At 49.1% G+C, this 16,413-nt stretch carries 15 protein-coding genes and 1 riboswitch; of the genes, 3 read left to right on the top strand and 12 right to left on the bottom strand.

Annotated elements, in window-relative coordinates; all coding sequences use genetic code 11:
- Positions 1–24: 24 nt before the first annotated feature.
- Complete coding sequence (gene thiC / locus MHI12_RS03460) at positions 25–1,809, bottom strand: phosphomethylpyrimidine synthase ThiC (RefSeq protein ID WP_405172925.1); 1,785 nt, start codon at positions 1,807–1,809, stop codon at positions 25–27.
- A 417-nt stretch (positions 1,810–2,226) separates the two neighbouring features.
- A riboswitch (TPP riboswitch) is annotated at positions 2,227–2,340 on the bottom strand.
- Between the two features lie 148 nt (positions 2,341–2,488).
- Complete coding sequence (locus MHI12_RS03455; protein WP_017690772.1) at positions 2,489–3,232, bottom strand: IclR family transcriptional regulator; 744 nt, start codon at positions 3,230–3,232, stop codon at positions 2,489–2,491.
- 359 nt (positions 3,233–3,591) lie between these two features.
- Between MHI12_RS03455 and MHI12_RS03450 the strand changes: the two genes are divergently transcribed.
- The gene (locus tag MHI12_RS03450) at positions 3,592–4,617 is read left to right on the top strand and encodes an alpha/beta hydrolase (RefSeq protein WP_036614129.1); all 1,026 of its coding nucleotides are present in this window, start codon (positions 3,592–3,594) and stop codon (positions 4,615–4,617) included.
- A gap of 197 nt (positions 4,618–4,814) precedes the next feature.
- The gene (locus MHI12_RS03445) at positions 4,815–6,095 is read left to right on the top strand and encodes a Fe-Mn family superoxide dismutase (RefSeq protein ID WP_405171531.1); all 1,281 of its coding nucleotides are present in this window, start codon (positions 4,815–4,817) and stop codon (positions 6,093–6,095) included.
- Between the two features lie 146 nt (positions 6,096–6,241).
- Here the strand turns inward: MHI12_RS03445 and MHI12_RS03440 are convergent, their stop codons facing one another.
- The 8 genes from MHI12_RS03440 to MHI12_RS03405 form a co-directional block, all read right to left on the bottom strand.
- Complete coding sequence (locus MHI12_RS03440; RefSeq protein ID WP_036614132.1) at positions 6,242–6,466, bottom strand: hypothetical protein; 225 nt, start codon at positions 6,464–6,466, stop codon at positions 6,242–6,244.
- A 70-nt stretch (positions 6,467–6,536) separates the two neighbouring features.
- Positions 6,537–7,391: a biotin/lipoate A/B protein ligase family protein gene (locus MHI12_RS03435; protein WP_405171530.1), complete on the bottom strand. Its 855-nt coding sequence runs from the start codon at positions 7,389–7,391 to the stop codon at positions 6,537–6,539.
- 189 nt (positions 7,392–7,580) lie between these two features.
- Positions 7,581–8,174: a GTP cyclohydrolase I FolE gene (gene folE, locus MHI12_RS03430; protein WP_036668229.1), complete on the bottom strand. Its 594-nt coding sequence runs from the start codon at positions 8,172–8,174 to the stop codon at positions 7,581–7,583.
- 57 nt (positions 8,175–8,231) lie between these two features.
- A complete protein-coding gene (locus tag MHI12_RS03425) occupies positions 8,232–8,495 on the bottom strand; it encodes a YneF family protein (protein WP_017690778.1) in 264 nt (87 codons plus the stop codon).
- A gap of 165 nt (positions 8,496–8,660) precedes the next feature.
- Positions 8,661–9,692, bottom strand: a complete 1,032-nt coding sequence (locus MHI12_RS03420) for an HD domain-containing phosphohydrolase (RefSeq protein ID WP_405171529.1) — start codon at positions 9,690–9,692, stop codon at positions 8,661–8,663.
- Between the two features lie 15 nt (positions 9,693–9,707).
- Positions 9,708–11,588 (bottom strand): tRNA epoxyqueuosine(34) reductase QueG, encoded by a 1,881-nt coding sequence (queG, locus tag MHI12_RS03415; protein ID WP_405171528.1) that lies wholly within the window; start codon positions 11,586–11,588, stop codon positions 9,708–9,710.
- A gap of 171 nt (positions 11,589–11,759) precedes the next feature.
- A complete protein-coding gene (gene lepB, locus MHI12_RS03410) occupies positions 11,760–12,344 on the bottom strand; it encodes a signal peptidase I (RefSeq protein WP_211085211.1) in 585 nt (194 codons plus the stop codon).
- Positions 12,345–12,690: 346 nt separating this feature from the next.
- The gene (locus tag MHI12_RS03405; RefSeq protein WP_017690782.1) at positions 12,691–13,116 is read right to left on the bottom strand and encodes a GNAT family N-acetyltransferase; all 426 of its coding nucleotides are present in this window, start codon (positions 13,114–13,116) and stop codon (positions 12,691–12,693) included.
- A gap of 420 nt (positions 13,117–13,536) precedes the next feature.
- On the opposite strand from MHI12_RS03405, the gene MHI12_RS03400 reads away from it, so the two are divergent.
- Positions 13,537–14,148 (top strand): superoxide dismutase, encoded by a 612-nt coding sequence (locus MHI12_RS03400; RefSeq protein WP_036614138.1) that lies wholly within the window; start codon positions 13,537–13,539, stop codon positions 14,146–14,148.
- A 316-nt stretch (positions 14,149–14,464) separates the two neighbouring features.
- Here MHI12_RS03400 and mutY read toward each other — a convergent pair whose 3' ends face one another.
- Together mutY and acpS are read right to left on the bottom strand one after the other, a co-directional pair.
- Complete coding sequence (gene mutY, locus MHI12_RS03395; RefSeq protein WP_405171527.1) at positions 14,465–15,832, bottom strand: A/G-specific adenine glycosylase; 1,368 nt, start codon at positions 15,830–15,832, stop codon at positions 14,465–14,467.
- A gap of 29 nt (positions 15,833–15,861) precedes the next feature.
- Positions 15,862–16,260 carry a holo-ACP synthase gene (acpS, locus tag MHI12_RS03390; protein WP_405171526.1) on the bottom strand — a complete coding sequence of 133 codons (399 nt, stop codon included), beginning with the start codon at positions 16,258–16,260 and terminating at the stop codon, positions 15,862–15,864.
- Between the last annotated feature and the right edge of the window lie 153 nt (positions 16,261–16,413).

Genomic DNA, 16,413 nt, shown 5'->3' with positions numbered 1-16,413 from the left:
GCCCAGCTTGCGCTGTACCGGCGCCTAGGAACGTGTCCGATATTCCTCGGCCTTTTCCTGCATGCCCGCTGCTACAGCCTCATTCTCGGACAATCCTTTGTCCGCCGCAAAGGCACGAATGTCCTGCGTAATGCGCATGCTACAGAACTTTGGTCCACACATGGAGCAGAAATGAGCTTCTTTGGCCCCTTCTGCCGGCAGCGTCTCATCATGGTAGGACAGCGCCCGTTCCGGGTCCAGCGAAAGGTTGAACTGGTCACGCCAGCGGAACTCGAACCGTGCCTTGGACAACGCGTCATCGCGGCGTTGAGCACGCGGATGGCCTTTTGCCAGATCGGCGGCATGAGCTGCGATCTTGTAGGCGATGACCCCTTCCCGCACATCATCCTTGTTGGGCAGGCCCAAATGTTCTTTTGGCGTAACATAACAGAGCATCGACGTGCCGAACCAGCCAATCATGGCCGCCCCAATGGCGGACGTGATGTGATCGTAACCCGGGGCAATGTCGGTCGTCAGCGGCCCCAGCGTATAGAACGGTGCTTCTTTACAGATCTCCATCTGCAAGTCCACATTCTCCTTGATCTTATGCATCGGTACATGCCCCGGACCTTCGATCATCACCTGCACATCATGCTTCCATGCGATCTGCGTCAGTTCCCCGAGCGTAGCCAGTTCCGCCATCTGAGCTTCGTCATTGGCATCGTAGATACTGCCTGGACGAAGTCCATCTCCCAGCGAAAACGCCACATCATACCTTTTCATAATCTCGCAGATTTCTTCAAAATGGGTGTACAAAAAATTCTCCTGATGATGCGCCAGACACCATGCTGCCATAATGGAACCGCCCCGAGACACAATACCTGTCATTCGCTTGGCGGTCATGGGGATATAACGCAGCAGTACACCTGCGTGAATCGTAAAGTAGTCCACGCCCTGCTCTGCCTGCTCAATGAGTGTGTCACGGTACAACTCCCAGGTCAGCGCTTCCGCTTCGCCATTCACCTTCTCCAGCGCCTGATACAGCGGCACCGTACCAATTGGCACAGGTGAATTGCGGATAATCCATTCCCGGGTGGTATGAATGTTTTTGCCTGTGGACAGATCCATCACCGTATCCGATCCCCAGCGTACCGCCCAAGTCATCTTCTCCACCTCTTCCTCAATGGAGGAAGATACGGCAGAGTTGCCGATGTTGGCATTGATCTTCACGTGAAAATGACGACCGATCAACATCGGCTCACTCTCCGGGTGATTGATGTTGGATGGCAGAATGGCCCGTCCACTCGCCAGCTCCTGCCGCACAAATTCCGGTTCCACGCCTTCACGAATGGCGGCGAATTCCATCTCTGCCGTAATGACTCCCTGCCTCGCGTAGTGCATCTGGGTTACACAGCGTCCCGGCTGTGCCCGCAAGGGTTTGCCACGTAATCCGGGATACTCTTCGGCGCCGGCTCTCTTCCCTCCGGGCTTCAGTCCGTTATCCTCCGGTTTAACCGTACGGCCTTGATAAGCTTCGACATCGCCACGCTCTGTGATCCAGCGAGTGCGCAGAGCTGGTAGACCTGCACGGATATCCGCATGAAATTCGGGATCTGTCATGGGGCCGCTCGTATCGTAGACACGCAGCGGTTCGTTATGCTCCACCCCTTGGGGAGTATTTGTGTCATGAAGGGCTATCTCACGCTCCGGTACAGCAATATCCGGCCGTGAGCCCTGAATGTATACTTTGCGGCTACCGGGAAAGGGCTGAACCCGTCCGGCCGCTCCTGTTTCCTTTTCCACCCGCTGATCGTTATGTTGCTGTTCCATCGCTTGTTGTCCCGTTTGATTTCCTGTACTCATGTTCGCTTGTCTCCTCCTCAGTGTTCGTCGCTTGTTTGGTTGGTTTCGTCATTAGCTCAATTTCGTACCTGTCCCAATCATGCGCAATGCAGAGAAGAAAGAGCGATCCTACATCAGACCAGGGGAGACACTTTTCATGTACAGTTAACAACAGACGGAGGCTGCCACAGATCATCGATCTATGAGACTTCCCTCCTCATCCAAGCCCACTTTTGTAGGTTAGTGAAAAAGAAGCCCATAGAATACGCGCTATATCGCCTGTTCCCTGTATATAAAAAAGCCGGTCCCCCGAAGGAACCGACTTTTATGTCCATCACCAATAATGCACCTTCAATCAGCTCCTTAACGGAGCCCAACAAGGGTCACATCATGTGGTGGTTGTGGTCATTTCGCCGATTACTTCCCTACGCTGGTATGATCCAGATCAGGTGCAAAGGGTCCGGAATCTCATGCGATTCCGTCTCAGTCCGGACAATTCGGACTCCCCCAGTAACGTTAATAAGTTGCGGCTTACATAAGCCGCCGTTCATATTCAATAAAGCTGGCCCCGTTGGGCCGTCCATTACAGAGTAGCGCAACCGGAACATAAAAACAACCTTTATATTCCAGAACACCAACTCAATTGGAGAAAAACCTCACCTCAACATCAGGATAACATGAGCCCCATTTGCGTAGCTGCATCCTTCAACACAGGTGCGTATTCATGTAATGTCTCCTGCGAGAGTCGGCTGACAGGCCCTGAGACCGAGAGGGCAGCTGCAATATTGCCTCTGCGATCCATAATCGGTACAGATACCGCGGCAGCTCCCGGCTCACGTTCCTCATAACTCGTCGCATATCCGTTATCCCGGATATCTCCCATTTGCGCCAAATACACCGCGGGATCAATAAACACCGGCCATTCCGGCCCGTTCATCAGTTCTTCACGATCCTCGTCCGTGGCAAACGCCATCAGGACTTTGCTGGAAGCCCCCACAGACAGCGGGAGTCTAACACCCACTGGAGCGACTCGGCGGATCGCCTGATCACTTTGCACAGCCTGAATCCGTATCCGTTCACTCCCATCACGCAGGTACAGACTCACGGTCTCCCCCAATCGATCTCTCAGTCGCTCCATCGCAGGCAGCAGCAGAATAGCGGGATCATCACTGCGGGACATGTGAGCTGACAGCTCCCAGATTCGGATGCCAAGTCGGTACTTCTCTGTTGCTGCATCGCGGATCACGAACCCTCGATCCTCCAGCGTAGCCATCAAACGGTGGACTGTACTTTTGTGCAGGCCGATCTGGCTGGCAATTTCGGTGAGTCCCAGATCACTGCGTGTGGTAAAACATAATAATATATCCAGCGCCCGTTCCACAGCCCGGACGGTTAACTTGCGATCTTCCATGGCATAATGCCCTCCTCATGTTTCATCACATGAAACTTGGTTACATAAATTATATGAGAAACGGTCTCATCTGTAAACCAAAAAGAGCCAAAATCAAAATAGGCCAACGTGTAAATTTTTCCTTTTTATAAGACTTAATCCCCTGTAATTTACACACTAAGGTAATGTTACCCATATATCTTAAGAACTATATAACAATTGCGTAACAAATGCCCTCAATCAATTGACTTTGACTATATTGGAACATACGATAAAGATATATTACATTAAGATATCGCTCTGAAGCAGGCTCTGAAATCGACGCAATTCTCTTTTCATGTCGTTGTTATCTTCAACTGAACTTCAAAGGAGGGGCATTCATGTATCAATCATCCCAGAGCGAAGCCCCGCTGCAAACAAAAGTGTCCGATCTGCCCTCTTCCCTATCACCGAGGCTGATTCGGTTCAAACATATTATCGTAGCGTTGCTGCTCTCCGTTGTATTTTTTCTACTGTTTTGTTTTATTGCACTGCATGGTTATATCGCATGGGTATTATCCAATCCTACTGTAGCGCCGGTCTTCTCCAATCCGATGCAGGCCAAGAACATGAAGTACGAAGACATCACGTTCCCGGCAGCAGATGGCAGCCGCACGATGCAGGGATGGTATATACCTGCTGACAATGCTGCAAGCAAAACGATTATTTTCAGTCACGGCTATGGTGCCAATCGTGAAGAAACATGGGTACCCATGTATGACCTGGCACACTATGCCCATCAACTCGGTTTCAACGTGGTGATGTTCGATTACGGCTTCGCTTCTCAAGTGAACAAAGCTGTAGCCACAGGTGGCAAAGCTGAGTCACAGCAATTGCTGGGTGCCATCCAGTTCGCCAAGCAGCGCGGTGCGCAGGAACTGGTTGTCTGGGGCTTCTCGATGGGTGCCGGTACAGCGTTACAAACCGGACTGATTACGAAGGAAGTGGATGCAATGATTCTGGACAGTGCGTTCCTGCTGGAGCCAGATACGCTGTACCACAACATTCACAACCAGATCGATTTGCCACGTCAGCCTACACTGGAGATCATGAAACTGTTGTTCCCTGTTCTGAATGGTACCGGATTACAACAGATTCCATACCAGGAAGTGAAAAAGGAAGATTATCCGTTCCCGATTTTCTTCATCCATGGTACAGAGGACGAGAAGGCGCCTTATCCAATTGCGGAGCAACTCGCCGCCAACCAGACCAATCCGTACTCCGATGTATGGATTGTCCAGGATGCGCATCATGAGTTGATCTTCCGGGAGCATCCGAAAGAATATCTGCGCCGTGTCTCAACTTTCCTCAGTCATGTAACGAAAACAAGCAGTGACGATGTACAGAACACGAATAATGGAGAATAACCAAATTTCAATCATTGAATTTATTCCAGAGCCCTCAGGGGCTCTTTTTTTTGCACTCATAGGACAACAAGCTCGTGGAATATACTCTTGGGACGCATGAACAGACGGTCTGAACGCATAGATCATTTGTCGGATTAGGTTACCTGTATGAACTATTTTTGCATTTTTTAATTTCATCTAAAGGAGGTCTCGCGTATATGAACTGGTATGGATATGGTCACCTGCTGCCTCTGCGGACATTGGAGGAAATCCGTTTCTGGAAAGAGCAGGAGAAAGAACATACACTCGTCATTCGTGCCCTGGTTCCTGATCTGGAGCCCCCATACGTCAAGCTACTGGAGGAATGGGAGGTTACCTTTGCAAACAGTGAGCGAGTAGCCAATCAGCTTTTAAAACAACTATTGCCCGCAACCCATCCACCTGCTCCCTACATGGTTCGTTGTATCGATCAACTTGTGTTGGCAGCTCGGCAGCAATCGAGAGAGTTCATCAAACAGCTGTATGTTGTTCTGGAACAAAGTGCTGCTGTGCAAGCTGTTCCGCTTGCCAAAGTACTCATTCTGCATTTTATCCGCGAGTCGGAGTATTTTCTGGGCGTATTGGATACGCTTGGCCAACCTGGCATCTTGCGCGAAACGGATTCGGAGCCATCACTTTTTCTGGAAAATGCGTTGCATACGTCAGAGTCAGGAAGCATCCATCGCCAAGCTTCAGAAGCTCCAACTTCTCCAGAGGGAAATGTAAATGCGCCTGCCGCTTCAGCTCAGATCCAATCTGCAACCATTCAACCGCCTTCTACCGGAACAACACAAGCCACACCCAGTTCTACAGCACCTCCTGTAAAAGAGAAGCCGGTTCCCATCGGAGGACACACACTGCCGCCTCTCCCCTATGCGTACAATGCGCTGGAGCCACATATTGATGAGCTGACGATGCGTATCCATCATGACAAACACCATCAATCTTATGTGGACGGACTAAATGTAGCAGAGAAGAAGCTGGCGGAATCGCGAAAAAAGAATAACTTTGAACTCATCAAACATTGGGAACGTGAACTCGCTTTCAACGGGGCAGGTCACTACCTGCATACGATCTTCTGGACAATTATGAATCCTGCTGGCGGCGGCAAACCTTCCGGTATGCTGGCAGAACAGATCAAGCGGGATTTCGGAAGTTATGAAGCGTTTAAGAATCAATTCACAGAAGCTGCGAATAAAGTGGAAGGCAGTGGGTGGGCGATGCTTGTCTGGAGCCCGAGAGCACATCGTTTGGAGATTCTGCAGGCGGAAAAACACCAGAACCTGTCCCAGTCCGATATCGTACCGCTCCTGCCACTGGATGTGTGGGAACATGCCTACTATCTGAAACATCAGAATGAACGCAAAAAGTATATTGAAGACTGGTGGAATGTGGTCTACTGGCCCGCTGTTGCCGAGCGTTACGAAACAGCACGCAAGTTGTTGTGGCCGCCTTATTAAGCTTTGGGTTAGATGGATTAGAGAAAAAAGAGATATCTCCAGCCGAATGACTGAAAGATATCTCTTTTGGTGTATACAAAAAAGCAAGCCTCCTGTAAAAGAGACTTGCTTGTATTTTGAGAGACTTCCTATTTCTAAATGTTCACTTAAGAAGCACAGCCCTCGCACGCCACATAGTTGTCGCCAACTTGTTTGCTAATGGAGATCAGATCGCCCAGCTTGATATCAGACTCATCTGTAAACTCCAGATCGGCTATACGTGCAACGATCAGTGCAGCGGCCTCTTCCTTGCTTGTTGCCATTTGGCTGAACTCGGATTTTTCGCCTGTTGATACAACCTCATATAAATACGTATATCTCAATGTGTCCATCCTAACACTCTCCTTCCGAAATCACATCATATCATCTCTATTAACCAATTCCAAGCCCTAGTAAAAAGTGTTAATCGTAGCGCAGCTTCATCTGCTCAGCTGTCAGGCGTACTTCTTCAGTGCCAACGCTAAGCACCCTGCTGGTCTCCGCCTGTGGATAGCGATCGCGCAGTGTTCGAACCAAAGCGGCAGTATATGCCGCAGCTGAAGGTACACCTGCCAATTCTTTCAGACTTGCCATCGTGCCAGGCTGAACATCAGGATATCCTTCACTCGCCCCACCTGCTGCATGCTGATAAAATTGACGCACGTCCGCTGCCAGTTGATCTCCCTGACCTTCCACGATGATAAAAGCAGTAATAATATACGCCTTTGCCTGCCTGCGCTGGGCAATACCACAGAATTTCAGCCCACCTACACTGACATCATAATCTCCCGGGCAAAAAGCACCCTGAACCTCACCAGTTTGCGCCTGATTCGACCACGGCGTTAGCGACTCGGCAATAATCGAAGCCATCTCCCGGAAATCATCATGAATATTGATGGCATGTCCGGGATTAGGCAGAATCAGTGACACGTTGACTACCCCTGGATTCAAGGGTACTGCCGCTCCACCGGAAGGCCGAACACAGACCGCTGTCCCTTGGCTTCTAATCTGTTCCATCGCTTCTACAGCCTGTGGCAACCTGCGGTCACGCAGGCCCGCTACAAAGGCATCTGGGTGTCTCCATATATGTGCAACAGGTAGATGCCCTGCCCCAACCCGCCTGCACATAACTTCTTCCCAAGCAAAAGCTTCGAGTACACTACTACCTTGTCGCATGAGTGGTGTCTCCCAGATTTGCAGACGCAATGAAGCCTGTTGATCTGCCTGTATTCCCTTTTCCGGTTGAACCGGTTGATCTGAATGGGAAGGTACACTCATCGTTCCATTACCTCCGGCTTAACGAATTCATATGCATCCAGTATATAGGAATGACAACGCATATATAAATAAGCCGGTTCCCAGGGAACACGGCTTATTTATATCACATCCTATGGCTTAGAAGCTGCTGCTTCCAAAACCAAAGGAACTTACTCATCCGGCTTGTCCAGCGAGTGGACATACCTGATCTTAATCCTTTACCAAAGACAAGAACTCCGCACGTTGTGCCGGATTCTCACGGAAAGAACCACGTACAGCAGACGTTACCGTCTTGCTTCCCGGTTTCTTCACGCCGCGGGAACACATGCACAAGTGCTCGCCTTCCACAACGACCATAACTCCATGAGGTTCAACGGCCTCTGTCAGAATGTCAGCGATCTGCGAAGTAATACGTTCCTGAACTTGCAGGCGACGTGTTACTGCTTCGACCAAACGAGCCATTTTGCTCAGACCAACGATCTTGCCACTTGGTACATACCCAATGTGTACCTTACCGAAGAACGGCGCCATGTGGTGTTCACACTGACTGTAGTAGACAATATCCTTGACGATAACCAGTTCTTCATGATTCTCGTCAAACGTGACACCGAGCACATCGCGCGGGTCTACTTCATATCCGCCAAAAATTTCTTCATACATTCGAGTCACACGTGCAGGCGTTTCAAGCAGCCCTTCACGTGTACTATCTTCTCCGATCAATTTCAGGATTTGCTCTACATGGTACTCGATCTTCTCCCGATTGTCGGATACTTTTGAATTCAAATAATCTTTAACGCCAGCCACTGCCAAACACCTCCTTTCGAACCACAATAAGGTAAGCAGTTATTCACTTCACTGCTATTATTTTCGGCGGCCCGAACTTTTACGCGCAGGATGCTGTTGCGGCTGAGGCATTTTCGCTCCTGGCTGCTGATTCTTCATCATCTGCTGGGCACGCTGCATTTGCTTGCCATTCAGGTTGTAGCCCATTTGCTTCGCCATTTTCTGAAGCATGTCCGGATTGCTTTGCATTTTCTCAAGTTGTTTACGCAAGTAGAACACCCCGATGAAAAATCCCCCGACCAGACCAACAATCAATGTAATAATCGGTATAACAATATCCATCTCTTAGACACCTCTGTATGCATTCTAAAAAGCCTGATAATCCGTGTCACTTCATGATGTTCAACACACATGTTGCAAACCTGACACAGAGCGGATTTCCTGAAAGTATCATAGCATTTCCGCACGCCTTGAGCAAACGGATTTTCCAGTTGAACCGCACACAAGTTACGTCATGACAGCTTCAATGAAAACGGTTGTATGCTGAGCCAGATCGATTTCAACCACATCCAGAGAATAACGCGTACTTCCGCGAGCCACCCTGATTACAGGTCTGCCGGGCAATCCCCGATGTTGACGCACAATGACTCCAGTCTCTTTGGTGGACAGTCGTACCGCTGTACCATTGGGATACACGGATACACTCTTATTGAACTCAATCAGAATGTCCCGATCCAGCTTTGTACCAGACAACGCCATCATCTCTTCACAGGCCTCATGTGGCATCAAACTGTCCTTGGATAAACCATTAATGAGATTATCATAGATATTAGCCACACTAACGATTCTCGCAAACAGATGAATGTCACTCCCCTTGATCCCTCTCGGCATGCCTGTACCATCTACATGCTCATGATGTTGCAGGGCTGTATGGGCGACCAACAGACTGAACTCCCGTTTGTTCTTAATCACTTCGAATCCACGCCATGTATGGTGCAGCGAAGAATTTGCAGCAGAGCCACTGCCAGGAGGTTCCCCCACTTTACCTATATCATGCAATAATGCCCCCACAGCAAGGTCCCTCAGTTGATTATAATTGAGTCCCATATTCAGTCCGATGACCGAAGACAACAAACATACATTCATCGCATGAACATACTGTGCATTGTCTTTGGTACGAATATCGGTGAGCTGCACAAGCATTTCACGCCCGTTCAGTACATCATTCAGCAACTTCTCTATACTGAGGGCAACTTTTCTCGGACTCCAGTCTTTCCCGGATCGAATGGATTCGAGTGTGACACTCATTTCGTTAATTATTGCCCGTTTCGTGGTTTCATCCAGAATGTCTTCTGCATCCACATCTTTATACGCTTCATCCTGGATGTATAACATGGTCACGCCAATACGCTTCAGCGTATTGACCATGTATACGGTGAGCTGGACTCCGGCAGACAGCAGTACCGTACCATTACTGGAATATACCGTCTTGCCCAGAAGCTCCCCCGCTTCCACGCTCTCCACGTTTACATACTTCATGAACGTCCCCCGCTCTTACGATAGCTGCTCCAATGCGAGCAATTGCTCCTTGGTTTGCAGACCGCCTACATAACCCACCAGGGTACCGTCTTTACCACTGATACGGTGACAGGGAATAATAATCGGAATCGGATTCTTGCTAATGGCGTCCAGAACTGCACGAACAGCCTTGGGTCTGCCGATGATTTCCGCAACCTGTTGGTGTGATGAGGCCTCTCCATAAGATATATCGGACAGAACTTGCCATACTTGTAGCTGGAATGGTGTTCCAAGCCGATCAAGCTGCAAGTCGAACGTTTTTCTCTCCCCTGCAAAATACTCCTTTAACTGCTTTGCAGCTTCGCTGAGCTTCTCTTCATTCTTCTCATATCGATACTCGCCAATCCAGATGCGGGCCCATTGTTGCAGATGAGCTTCGCGTACGTGAAAGGCGCCAAAATCAATATGACACAGCCCTTCATCCGTCGCGCATAACGTAAGAGTACCAATCGGTGTCAGTACCTCATCGTAGTATACGGGCTTGCCATGAAGACCCGTAACGGCTGAAGGTTTCCACGCTGCGGCTTCCGGTTTGGCAGGCTGTGCAGACTGCTCACTACCCGGTTCAATCCCAGCTTCCATTTTTAAATCCTGTTGTAACGCACGTAAGGCATTGTTCTCGTTGTTCTGTTCCTCTGGCTGCTTCTCACTCACTTGCCCAGCCTGTGGCTGTTTGGGTAAGGTCTCGGACGAACTCAGTCGCTCCTCGGCCTTCTGCAGCATGCTTAGTACGTTCCCATCTTGTTCGTTAGCGGCAGCTTCCCCAATTGCTCTCATGGCGTCTTTTCCTCCAATTCTGCTTAACGCCCAGGCTGCGGTTCCCCGCAACTCGGGGCGCGGATCACGTTTTAGTACTTCTGTAAGTTTGGGTACAGCACTTTTGTCTTTGAAATTGCCCAGGGCAATAACGGCGTTGCGTTGAATCGGCTTCTTGCCCCGCCAAGCGGCGGAACTCTGACCGAAACGTTCCTTGAATTCCCGGTTACCAATATCCAGTAGCGGTAGCAGGAGTGGCTTCACAATCTCCGGATCGGGATGAAACTCGGGATGGTGATCCCAGTTCTTGCCCCGGTTCTTCGGACAGACAATCTGACACGTATCACAACCGTACAGACGGTTGCCTATTTTCAGCATAAATTCTTCATCCACGAACCCTTTCGTCTGGGTTACAAAAGAAATACAACGCTGTGAATTCAACTGCCCCGGCCCTACCAATGCTCCTGTAGGACAGGCATCGATACATTTTGTACATTCACCGCAGTCTTCGGTCACAGGTGTGTCTGGTTGAAAAGGAATATTCGTTACCAGTTCTCCGAGAAAAATCCATGAACCAAATTTGGGTGATATAATGGCACAGTTTTTGGCACTAAAACCAATCCCTGCACGCTGAGACACCGCACGATCCACCAATGCTCCTGTGTCTACCATGCTTTCAATCATGGCTTCAGGTACGCGTTCCTTTATAAAATTGACCAACTTGTCCATCGCTGCACGCAGGACCTGATGATAATCCTGACCCCAAGCCGAACGGGCAAAAATGCCTCGATACGCACCAGGCTCCGATTTCGGCGGATTCACCATTTTGGATGGGTATGCCACGGCTATTGCAATAAGTGAAGCGGGCTCGCCATCTTTTAAGGCGGGGTGCACTCTTTTTTCAATATCCGGCTCTTCAAAACCTGAAGCATACCCTTTATCCCGCGACTGCTCCAGCAGCGACTTCAGGGAAACAAAGGGATCAGCCGAAGCAAAACCGATATCATCAATGCCCAGTCCGGGGCCAGCTGCCTTGATCTCCTGTTTTAACTTCTCCCATACGGAGGCATCCTGTGCTGCCCCGGTCTGTACGCTCGTCATTTCTCTTCCCTCTCTTCTTCCGACACTTATTCCGTAAATAGTGAACGCCCGCCTCACGGTATGAGGACAGGCGTTAATTTCTATATATGCCTTACATACTTGAATTCAAACGGAACGAGTCTATATGGTTTAACGCAAAATGCAGTCTGAAGTTGTTGTCCTGTAAGCATTTTACAATTTCTTCAATTCAGAAAACGGCCAGAAAATAAATTCAGCCTTGCCTACAATCTGGTCGGATGTAATACTGCCAAACACTCGGCTATCCTTACTTTTGCCTTCATGACGATTATCCCCCATCACGAAGAAATGATCCGGCGCAAGTGTGATTGGGCCAAAATCAGGGTCCTGCACCTCGATATCGGTGTACGTTTCCGCTTGTTGCTCGCCGTTCACATATAGATGGTGATCCCTAACTTCAATTGTATCTCCCGGAAGTCCAACGATCCGTTTCACCAGAAAATCCTTCTTCTCCACGCCTTCGCTTGGATCACGAAGTACGATCACATCTGATCGGGAAGGAGTACCCAGATGGTATACGATTTTGTTGACGAAAAGACGATCTCGCTCAACCAGTGTCGGCTGCATGGACTGTCCCTTGACCATTGACAGATTAAACACAAACAGGTTCAGCAGCATCATGATTACAAAAGCAACAACAATCGTTTTGACCCAGTCCCACAGCTCGACAACCCATGATTTCCCCGGTTGTTCAGGCTTTGACGGTTCATTACGTTGCTCGGAAGTCACATGTTCCATTGAATGATTATTGGAATTCAAAGGGACACCTCATTTATTAAATAGTTGAATTAAACTTGTAACATGGTAACCATACTCCCTTTCAGTCTACTTCATTTGGGAGAGTGAAACAATTGGTTATGAGCACCAATACCTTCGTTATCGTGAATACAGCCGGGATAATCGCGTTAATTTTAATAGAATTCGGAGACTCCGAAGTATGTTAGAAAATGAGGAAACCAGAGGAATATGACGTGAAGAACACTCATATAAATAGAAAGGCACATCCCTCACGTTCTTACACGTTAAAGAGATATGCCTAATATGAAATGAAAATCTTTTTTTTATTTCTTTTTAAACATGCAAACTAAGCTTTGGACAAAATACTAAGAGTCTGGAAAGCGCTCATAATCTGATTGGCACCGTAACCCATTGCTTCATATAGAGGCATGGCTACTTTGTTGTGCTCATCACCCGCCACCCATACTTGGCTGACTTTACGCTGCTGGAACCGCTGTTCCATAGCCTCGACAAGAGTTTTGCCGACTCCACGGCGACGATAGTCTGGATGTACCGCAATACGGTAGATACAACCCTGGTTGTGATCAATCGTACCGATCAAAGCGCCTACGAGGTCTCCCTCTTCTTCCGCAACCATGATCAGGTCAGAATCCCATGACAATTGACGGGCAAACGGGCCCATCGTGTTCTCATAACACTCTTCCGATAGTGCAACCTGGAGAAGCTCCGTCATCTGGCTTGCATCACTCAACTGAAAGGAACGAACGTGCATGTCTTAAATCTCCCTTTTCGTTAGCTTAGATGAGGTTTTTTACAAAAAGGGAATCCCTTTTTACCAAAAACCCAATGTTCATATAATGACAAAAAACGAGAAAATACCGCTTCTTCGTCAATTAAACCATACTTTTCTCCATAAAACACGCATTTTCTTTTGAAAGCGCTTAATTGTAACCGTTTACATACGAATATTAAACTTTTCCTCCATTTAAACGCCTGAAAACACATAAATAGTTGAATAAAGGGTAAAATATGTTTGTTATCTCTGGCCCATCATTAGATCAACGCCTCGGGGGACTTAATAAACAAAAATGTTGCTTAATTAGCTCGAATGCGGTTTAATATTAGTGGCAAGGGTATTATTACATATGTACCTGTTTTCAAAAAAACCTAAAATCTCAGGAGGTATTTCATTATGACTTTTCAATTACCAGCACTTCCTTACGCTAACGACGCACTGGAACCACATATCGATGCAAAAACGATGGAAATCCACCACGATCGCCATCACAATACTTATGTAACCAACTTGAACGCAGCTCTGGAAAGCGCTCCTGAACTGCAAGAAAAAAGCTTGGAAGATCTGATTGCTAACCTTGACAGCGTACCTGAAGGCATCCGCACAGCGGTTCGCAACAATGGTGGTGGACATGCTAACCACAGCCTGTTCTGGGAAATCATCGGACCTAACGGCGGCGGCGCTCCTACAGGCGATATCGCAGCAGCTATCGATAGCGAACTGGGTGGCTTTGACAAATTCAAAGAAGATTTCGCTAAAGCAGCTACAACTCGTTTCGGTTCCGGCTGGGCTTGGCTCGTAGTTGGTAAAGATGGCAAGTTGTCCATCACTAGCACACCTAACCAAGACAGCCCTCTCTTCGAAGGTCTGACTCCGGTTCTGGGTCTGGATGTGTGGGAGCACGCTTACTACCTGAACTACCAAAACAAACGTCCTGACTACATCGCCGCTTTCTGGAATGTAATCAACTGGGATGAAGTGAACAAACGTTACGCTTCTGCAAAATAAGACTGTTAGCATGCAATAGTTAACATAAAAGAGAGCCTGATTCGGTCATCATGACTGTGATCAGGCTCTCTTTTTGCTATCGCTATAGTTATAGTTAATGGGTGTTTTGTCTCTAACGAACCCAGGACACGTTATTGCTCCATATTTCATCGTATCACAAACCTAACGAATCTCAGAGTAGCTATTTCCCCAGATACGGGCTTTAGTACGCACTTTTGGATTGATTTGTCTATGATAACGTCACACAGGTTCGTTAGAATTTATAATTGTGGTATATCCACATGATAAGACCTCTGGAGTTCGTTAGCTCCCCCATTTAATCATTCACTTGATCATACGCACCAGCAAAATAACTGCTGATCAGCTTCAGAAATATGTTGGGGAATGCCATCTTGTCCATATCTTCCGGACCGATCCAGCGGTAGGTCAAGCCATCGCCTTTACCTGTCAGTGTCGGAGTGCTCAGCGCTAGGTCACTAACGTCAGATGATGACATCAACATCTCTCCATCGTTAAGCGATGTTGAGATGTTCTGTGCGTTAGGCGTGCCTGGCTCCGATGAATGCATTGTGTCTGACTCAGGTGACACAGCTGATAATGAGGCTGTGCCCTCCCTTGTTGCCGCCTGTGCATCGTAGGCGGCTCTGGCTTCCGCTGCGATTAGCGGAAGCTCACTGCTCTGGTCCTGCTCGGTACACTTGTACACCTGCAGGCTCCAGACAATGTGGCTGAACACATGCTCCGCATGGGTAGCCAGCCCTTCCGGGCGGGCAGCGAAGCCTTCCGCCCATAAACTGCCGGCCAGCAATGCCATGGCCGGCTCATCCGCCAGCGGCGCCGCCTTCTTGCTGGCTGCGGCGGGCGCCGCGAGCACATGCGGCAGCTCCCACATGCGGGCCAATAGGCCCGTGTCTGGGCGCTGGCGCACAAGCACTTGGCCGCGATGAGCACCGCGGCCCTCCACAATCGCGACCAGCCGCTGCTCAGGGCGCGGCGGCTTCGCCTTCGTCTTGACCGGCAGTGTAAGCTCTCTTCCGGCGATGCGGCCGGAACATTGCTCCATGACCGGGCAAGTCAGGCAGTGCGGTGCTTTGGGTGTACACACCAGCGCGCCAAGCTCCATCAGCGCCTGATTGAAATCACGCGCACGCCCTTCCGGAATGAGCTCTCCTGCGAGCTCTTCCATCAACACCCGGGTGCTGCCCTTCATAATGTCCTCATCGATGAGGAAGTATCGGGACAGTACCCGCATGACATTGCCATCTACCGCAGGTTGCGGCTGGTTGAAGGCAATGCTGAGAATGGCCCCGGCAGTATACGGGCCAACCCCTTTTAATGCAAAGACGGCCGGCTTGTCCTGCGGCATCTCGCCTCCGTGCAGCTCCATGACTTGTCTCGCGGCTGCCTGAAGATTACGTGCACGGGAGTAATAACCGAGTCCCTCCCAATTTTTCAAGACGTCCTCTTCAGGTGCCTCCGCCAACGCCTGCACTGTCGGGAAATTTCCGATAAAACGATTGAAATACGGAATTACCGTATCGACCCGAGTCTGCTGAAGCATAATCTCCGATACCCATGTGAAATACGGATTGTTGTGGCGACGCCACGGCAAATCCCGTCGGTTGACCATATACCAGTCCAGCAAATTCACGCTGAAATGTTGTTTCTGTTCCTGTAAACCCATATTTCCGTCCTCTCCTATTGCCAAGCTAACTACTTTTCTATCTGCTCCACGATCGCAAAGGCCGCTGCCAATTCCGTCTGATGCGTAATACTCAAATGAATGTCATATTGCTTATCATATGGCAGCTGCAGACGTTCCCAGGCTTGACTGGACAGCGAGGCCACTGGACGTCCTGTCCCATCAGGCAGCACCTCAATGTCAGTGAAGCCCATGACACCACCAATACCGCAGCCAAATGCCTTAGACACCGCTTCTTTCGCTGCAAATCGACCGGAAACAAACTCCGTCATCCGCTTCCCTCGACGAACTGCGATCTCCCGCTCTGCTGGCGTTAAAATTCGTTTTATGAAAGCTTCCGCATGGCGACCGGACAGTAACTTCCGCATACGTCCAATCTCCAGCACATCATTACCTATGCCATATATCATCAACGCTTCACCCGCTTAATCTTTTATACTGTAAGAGGTTGTTCAAAAGTTCCATCTTCTCGGTGCTGAAAACCGCTCTTTTTGAACATGCATTGTAAAAGATCTCCATTCGATCACATGATCCGTAACTCTCCGAACACGTATTCTATTGTA

Origin of the sequence: Paenibacillus sp. FSL H8-0280, from assembly GCF_045040665.1 — a bacterium.
In the GTDB taxonomy this organism is placed as follows: Bacteria; Bacillota; Bacilli; order Paenibacillales; family Paenibacillaceae; genus Paenibacillus; species Paenibacillus xylanexedens_A.
The sequence above is the reverse complement of the archived record's forward strand: the minus strand, read 5'-3'. Positions and strand labels throughout refer to the sequence as shown.

Excerpts from the sequence above, each read along its gene's own strand:
- MHI12_RS03455 (WP_017690772.1), bottom strand. The coding sequence starts at position 3,232 with ATGGAAGATCGCAAGTTAACCGTCCGGGCTGTGGAACGGGCGCTGGAT.
- MHI12_RS03435 (WP_405171530.1), bottom strand. The coding sequence starts at position 7,391 with ATGAGTGTACCTTCCCATTCAGATCAACCGGTTCAACCGGAAAAGGGA.
- MHI12_RS03445 (WP_405171531.1), top strand. The coding sequence starts at position 4,815 with ATGAACTGGTATGGATATGGTCACCTGCTGCCTCTGCGGACATTGGAG.
- thiC (WP_405172925.1), bottom strand. The coding sequence starts at position 1,809 with ATGGAACAGCAACATAACGATCAGCGGGTGGAAAAGGAAACAGGAGCG.
- MHI12_RS03440 (WP_036614132.1), bottom strand. The coding sequence starts at position 6,466 with ATGGACACATTGAGATATACGTATTTATATGAGGTTGTATCAACAGGC.
- MHI12_RS03450 (WP_036614129.1), top strand. The coding sequence starts at position 3,592 with ATGTATCAATCATCCCAGAGCGAAGCCCCGCTGCAAACAAAAGTGTCC.
- mutY (WP_405171527.1), bottom strand. The coding sequence starts at position 15,832 with ATGGGTTTACAGGAACAGAAACAACATTTCAGCGTGAATTTGCTGGAC.
- MHI12_RS03425 (WP_017690778.1), bottom strand. The coding sequence starts at position 8,495 with ATGGATATTGTTATACCGATTATTACATTGATTGTTGGTCTGGTCGGG.
- acpS (WP_405171526.1), bottom strand. The coding sequence starts at position 16,260 with ATGATATATGGCATAGGTAATGATGTGCTGGAGATTGGACGTATGCGG.
- queG (WP_405171528.1), bottom strand. The coding sequence starts at position 11,588 with ATGACGAGCGTACAGACCGGGGCAGCACAGGATGCCTCCGTATGGGAG.
- MHI12_RS03420 (WP_405171529.1), bottom strand. The coding sequence starts at position 9,692 with ATGAAGTATGTAAACGTGGAGAGCGTGGAAGCGGGGGAGCTTCTGGGC.
- lepB (WP_211085211.1), bottom strand. The coding sequence starts at position 12,344 with ATGGAACATGTGACTTCCGAGCAACGTAATGAACCGTCAAAGCCTGAA.
- MHI12_RS03405 (WP_017690782.1), bottom strand. The coding sequence starts at position 13,116 with ATGCACGTTCGTTCCTTTCAGTTGAGTGATGCAAGCCAGATGACGGAG.
- MHI12_RS03400 (WP_036614138.1), top strand. The coding sequence starts at position 13,537 with ATGACTTTTCAATTACCAGCACTTCCTTACGCTAACGACGCACTGGAA.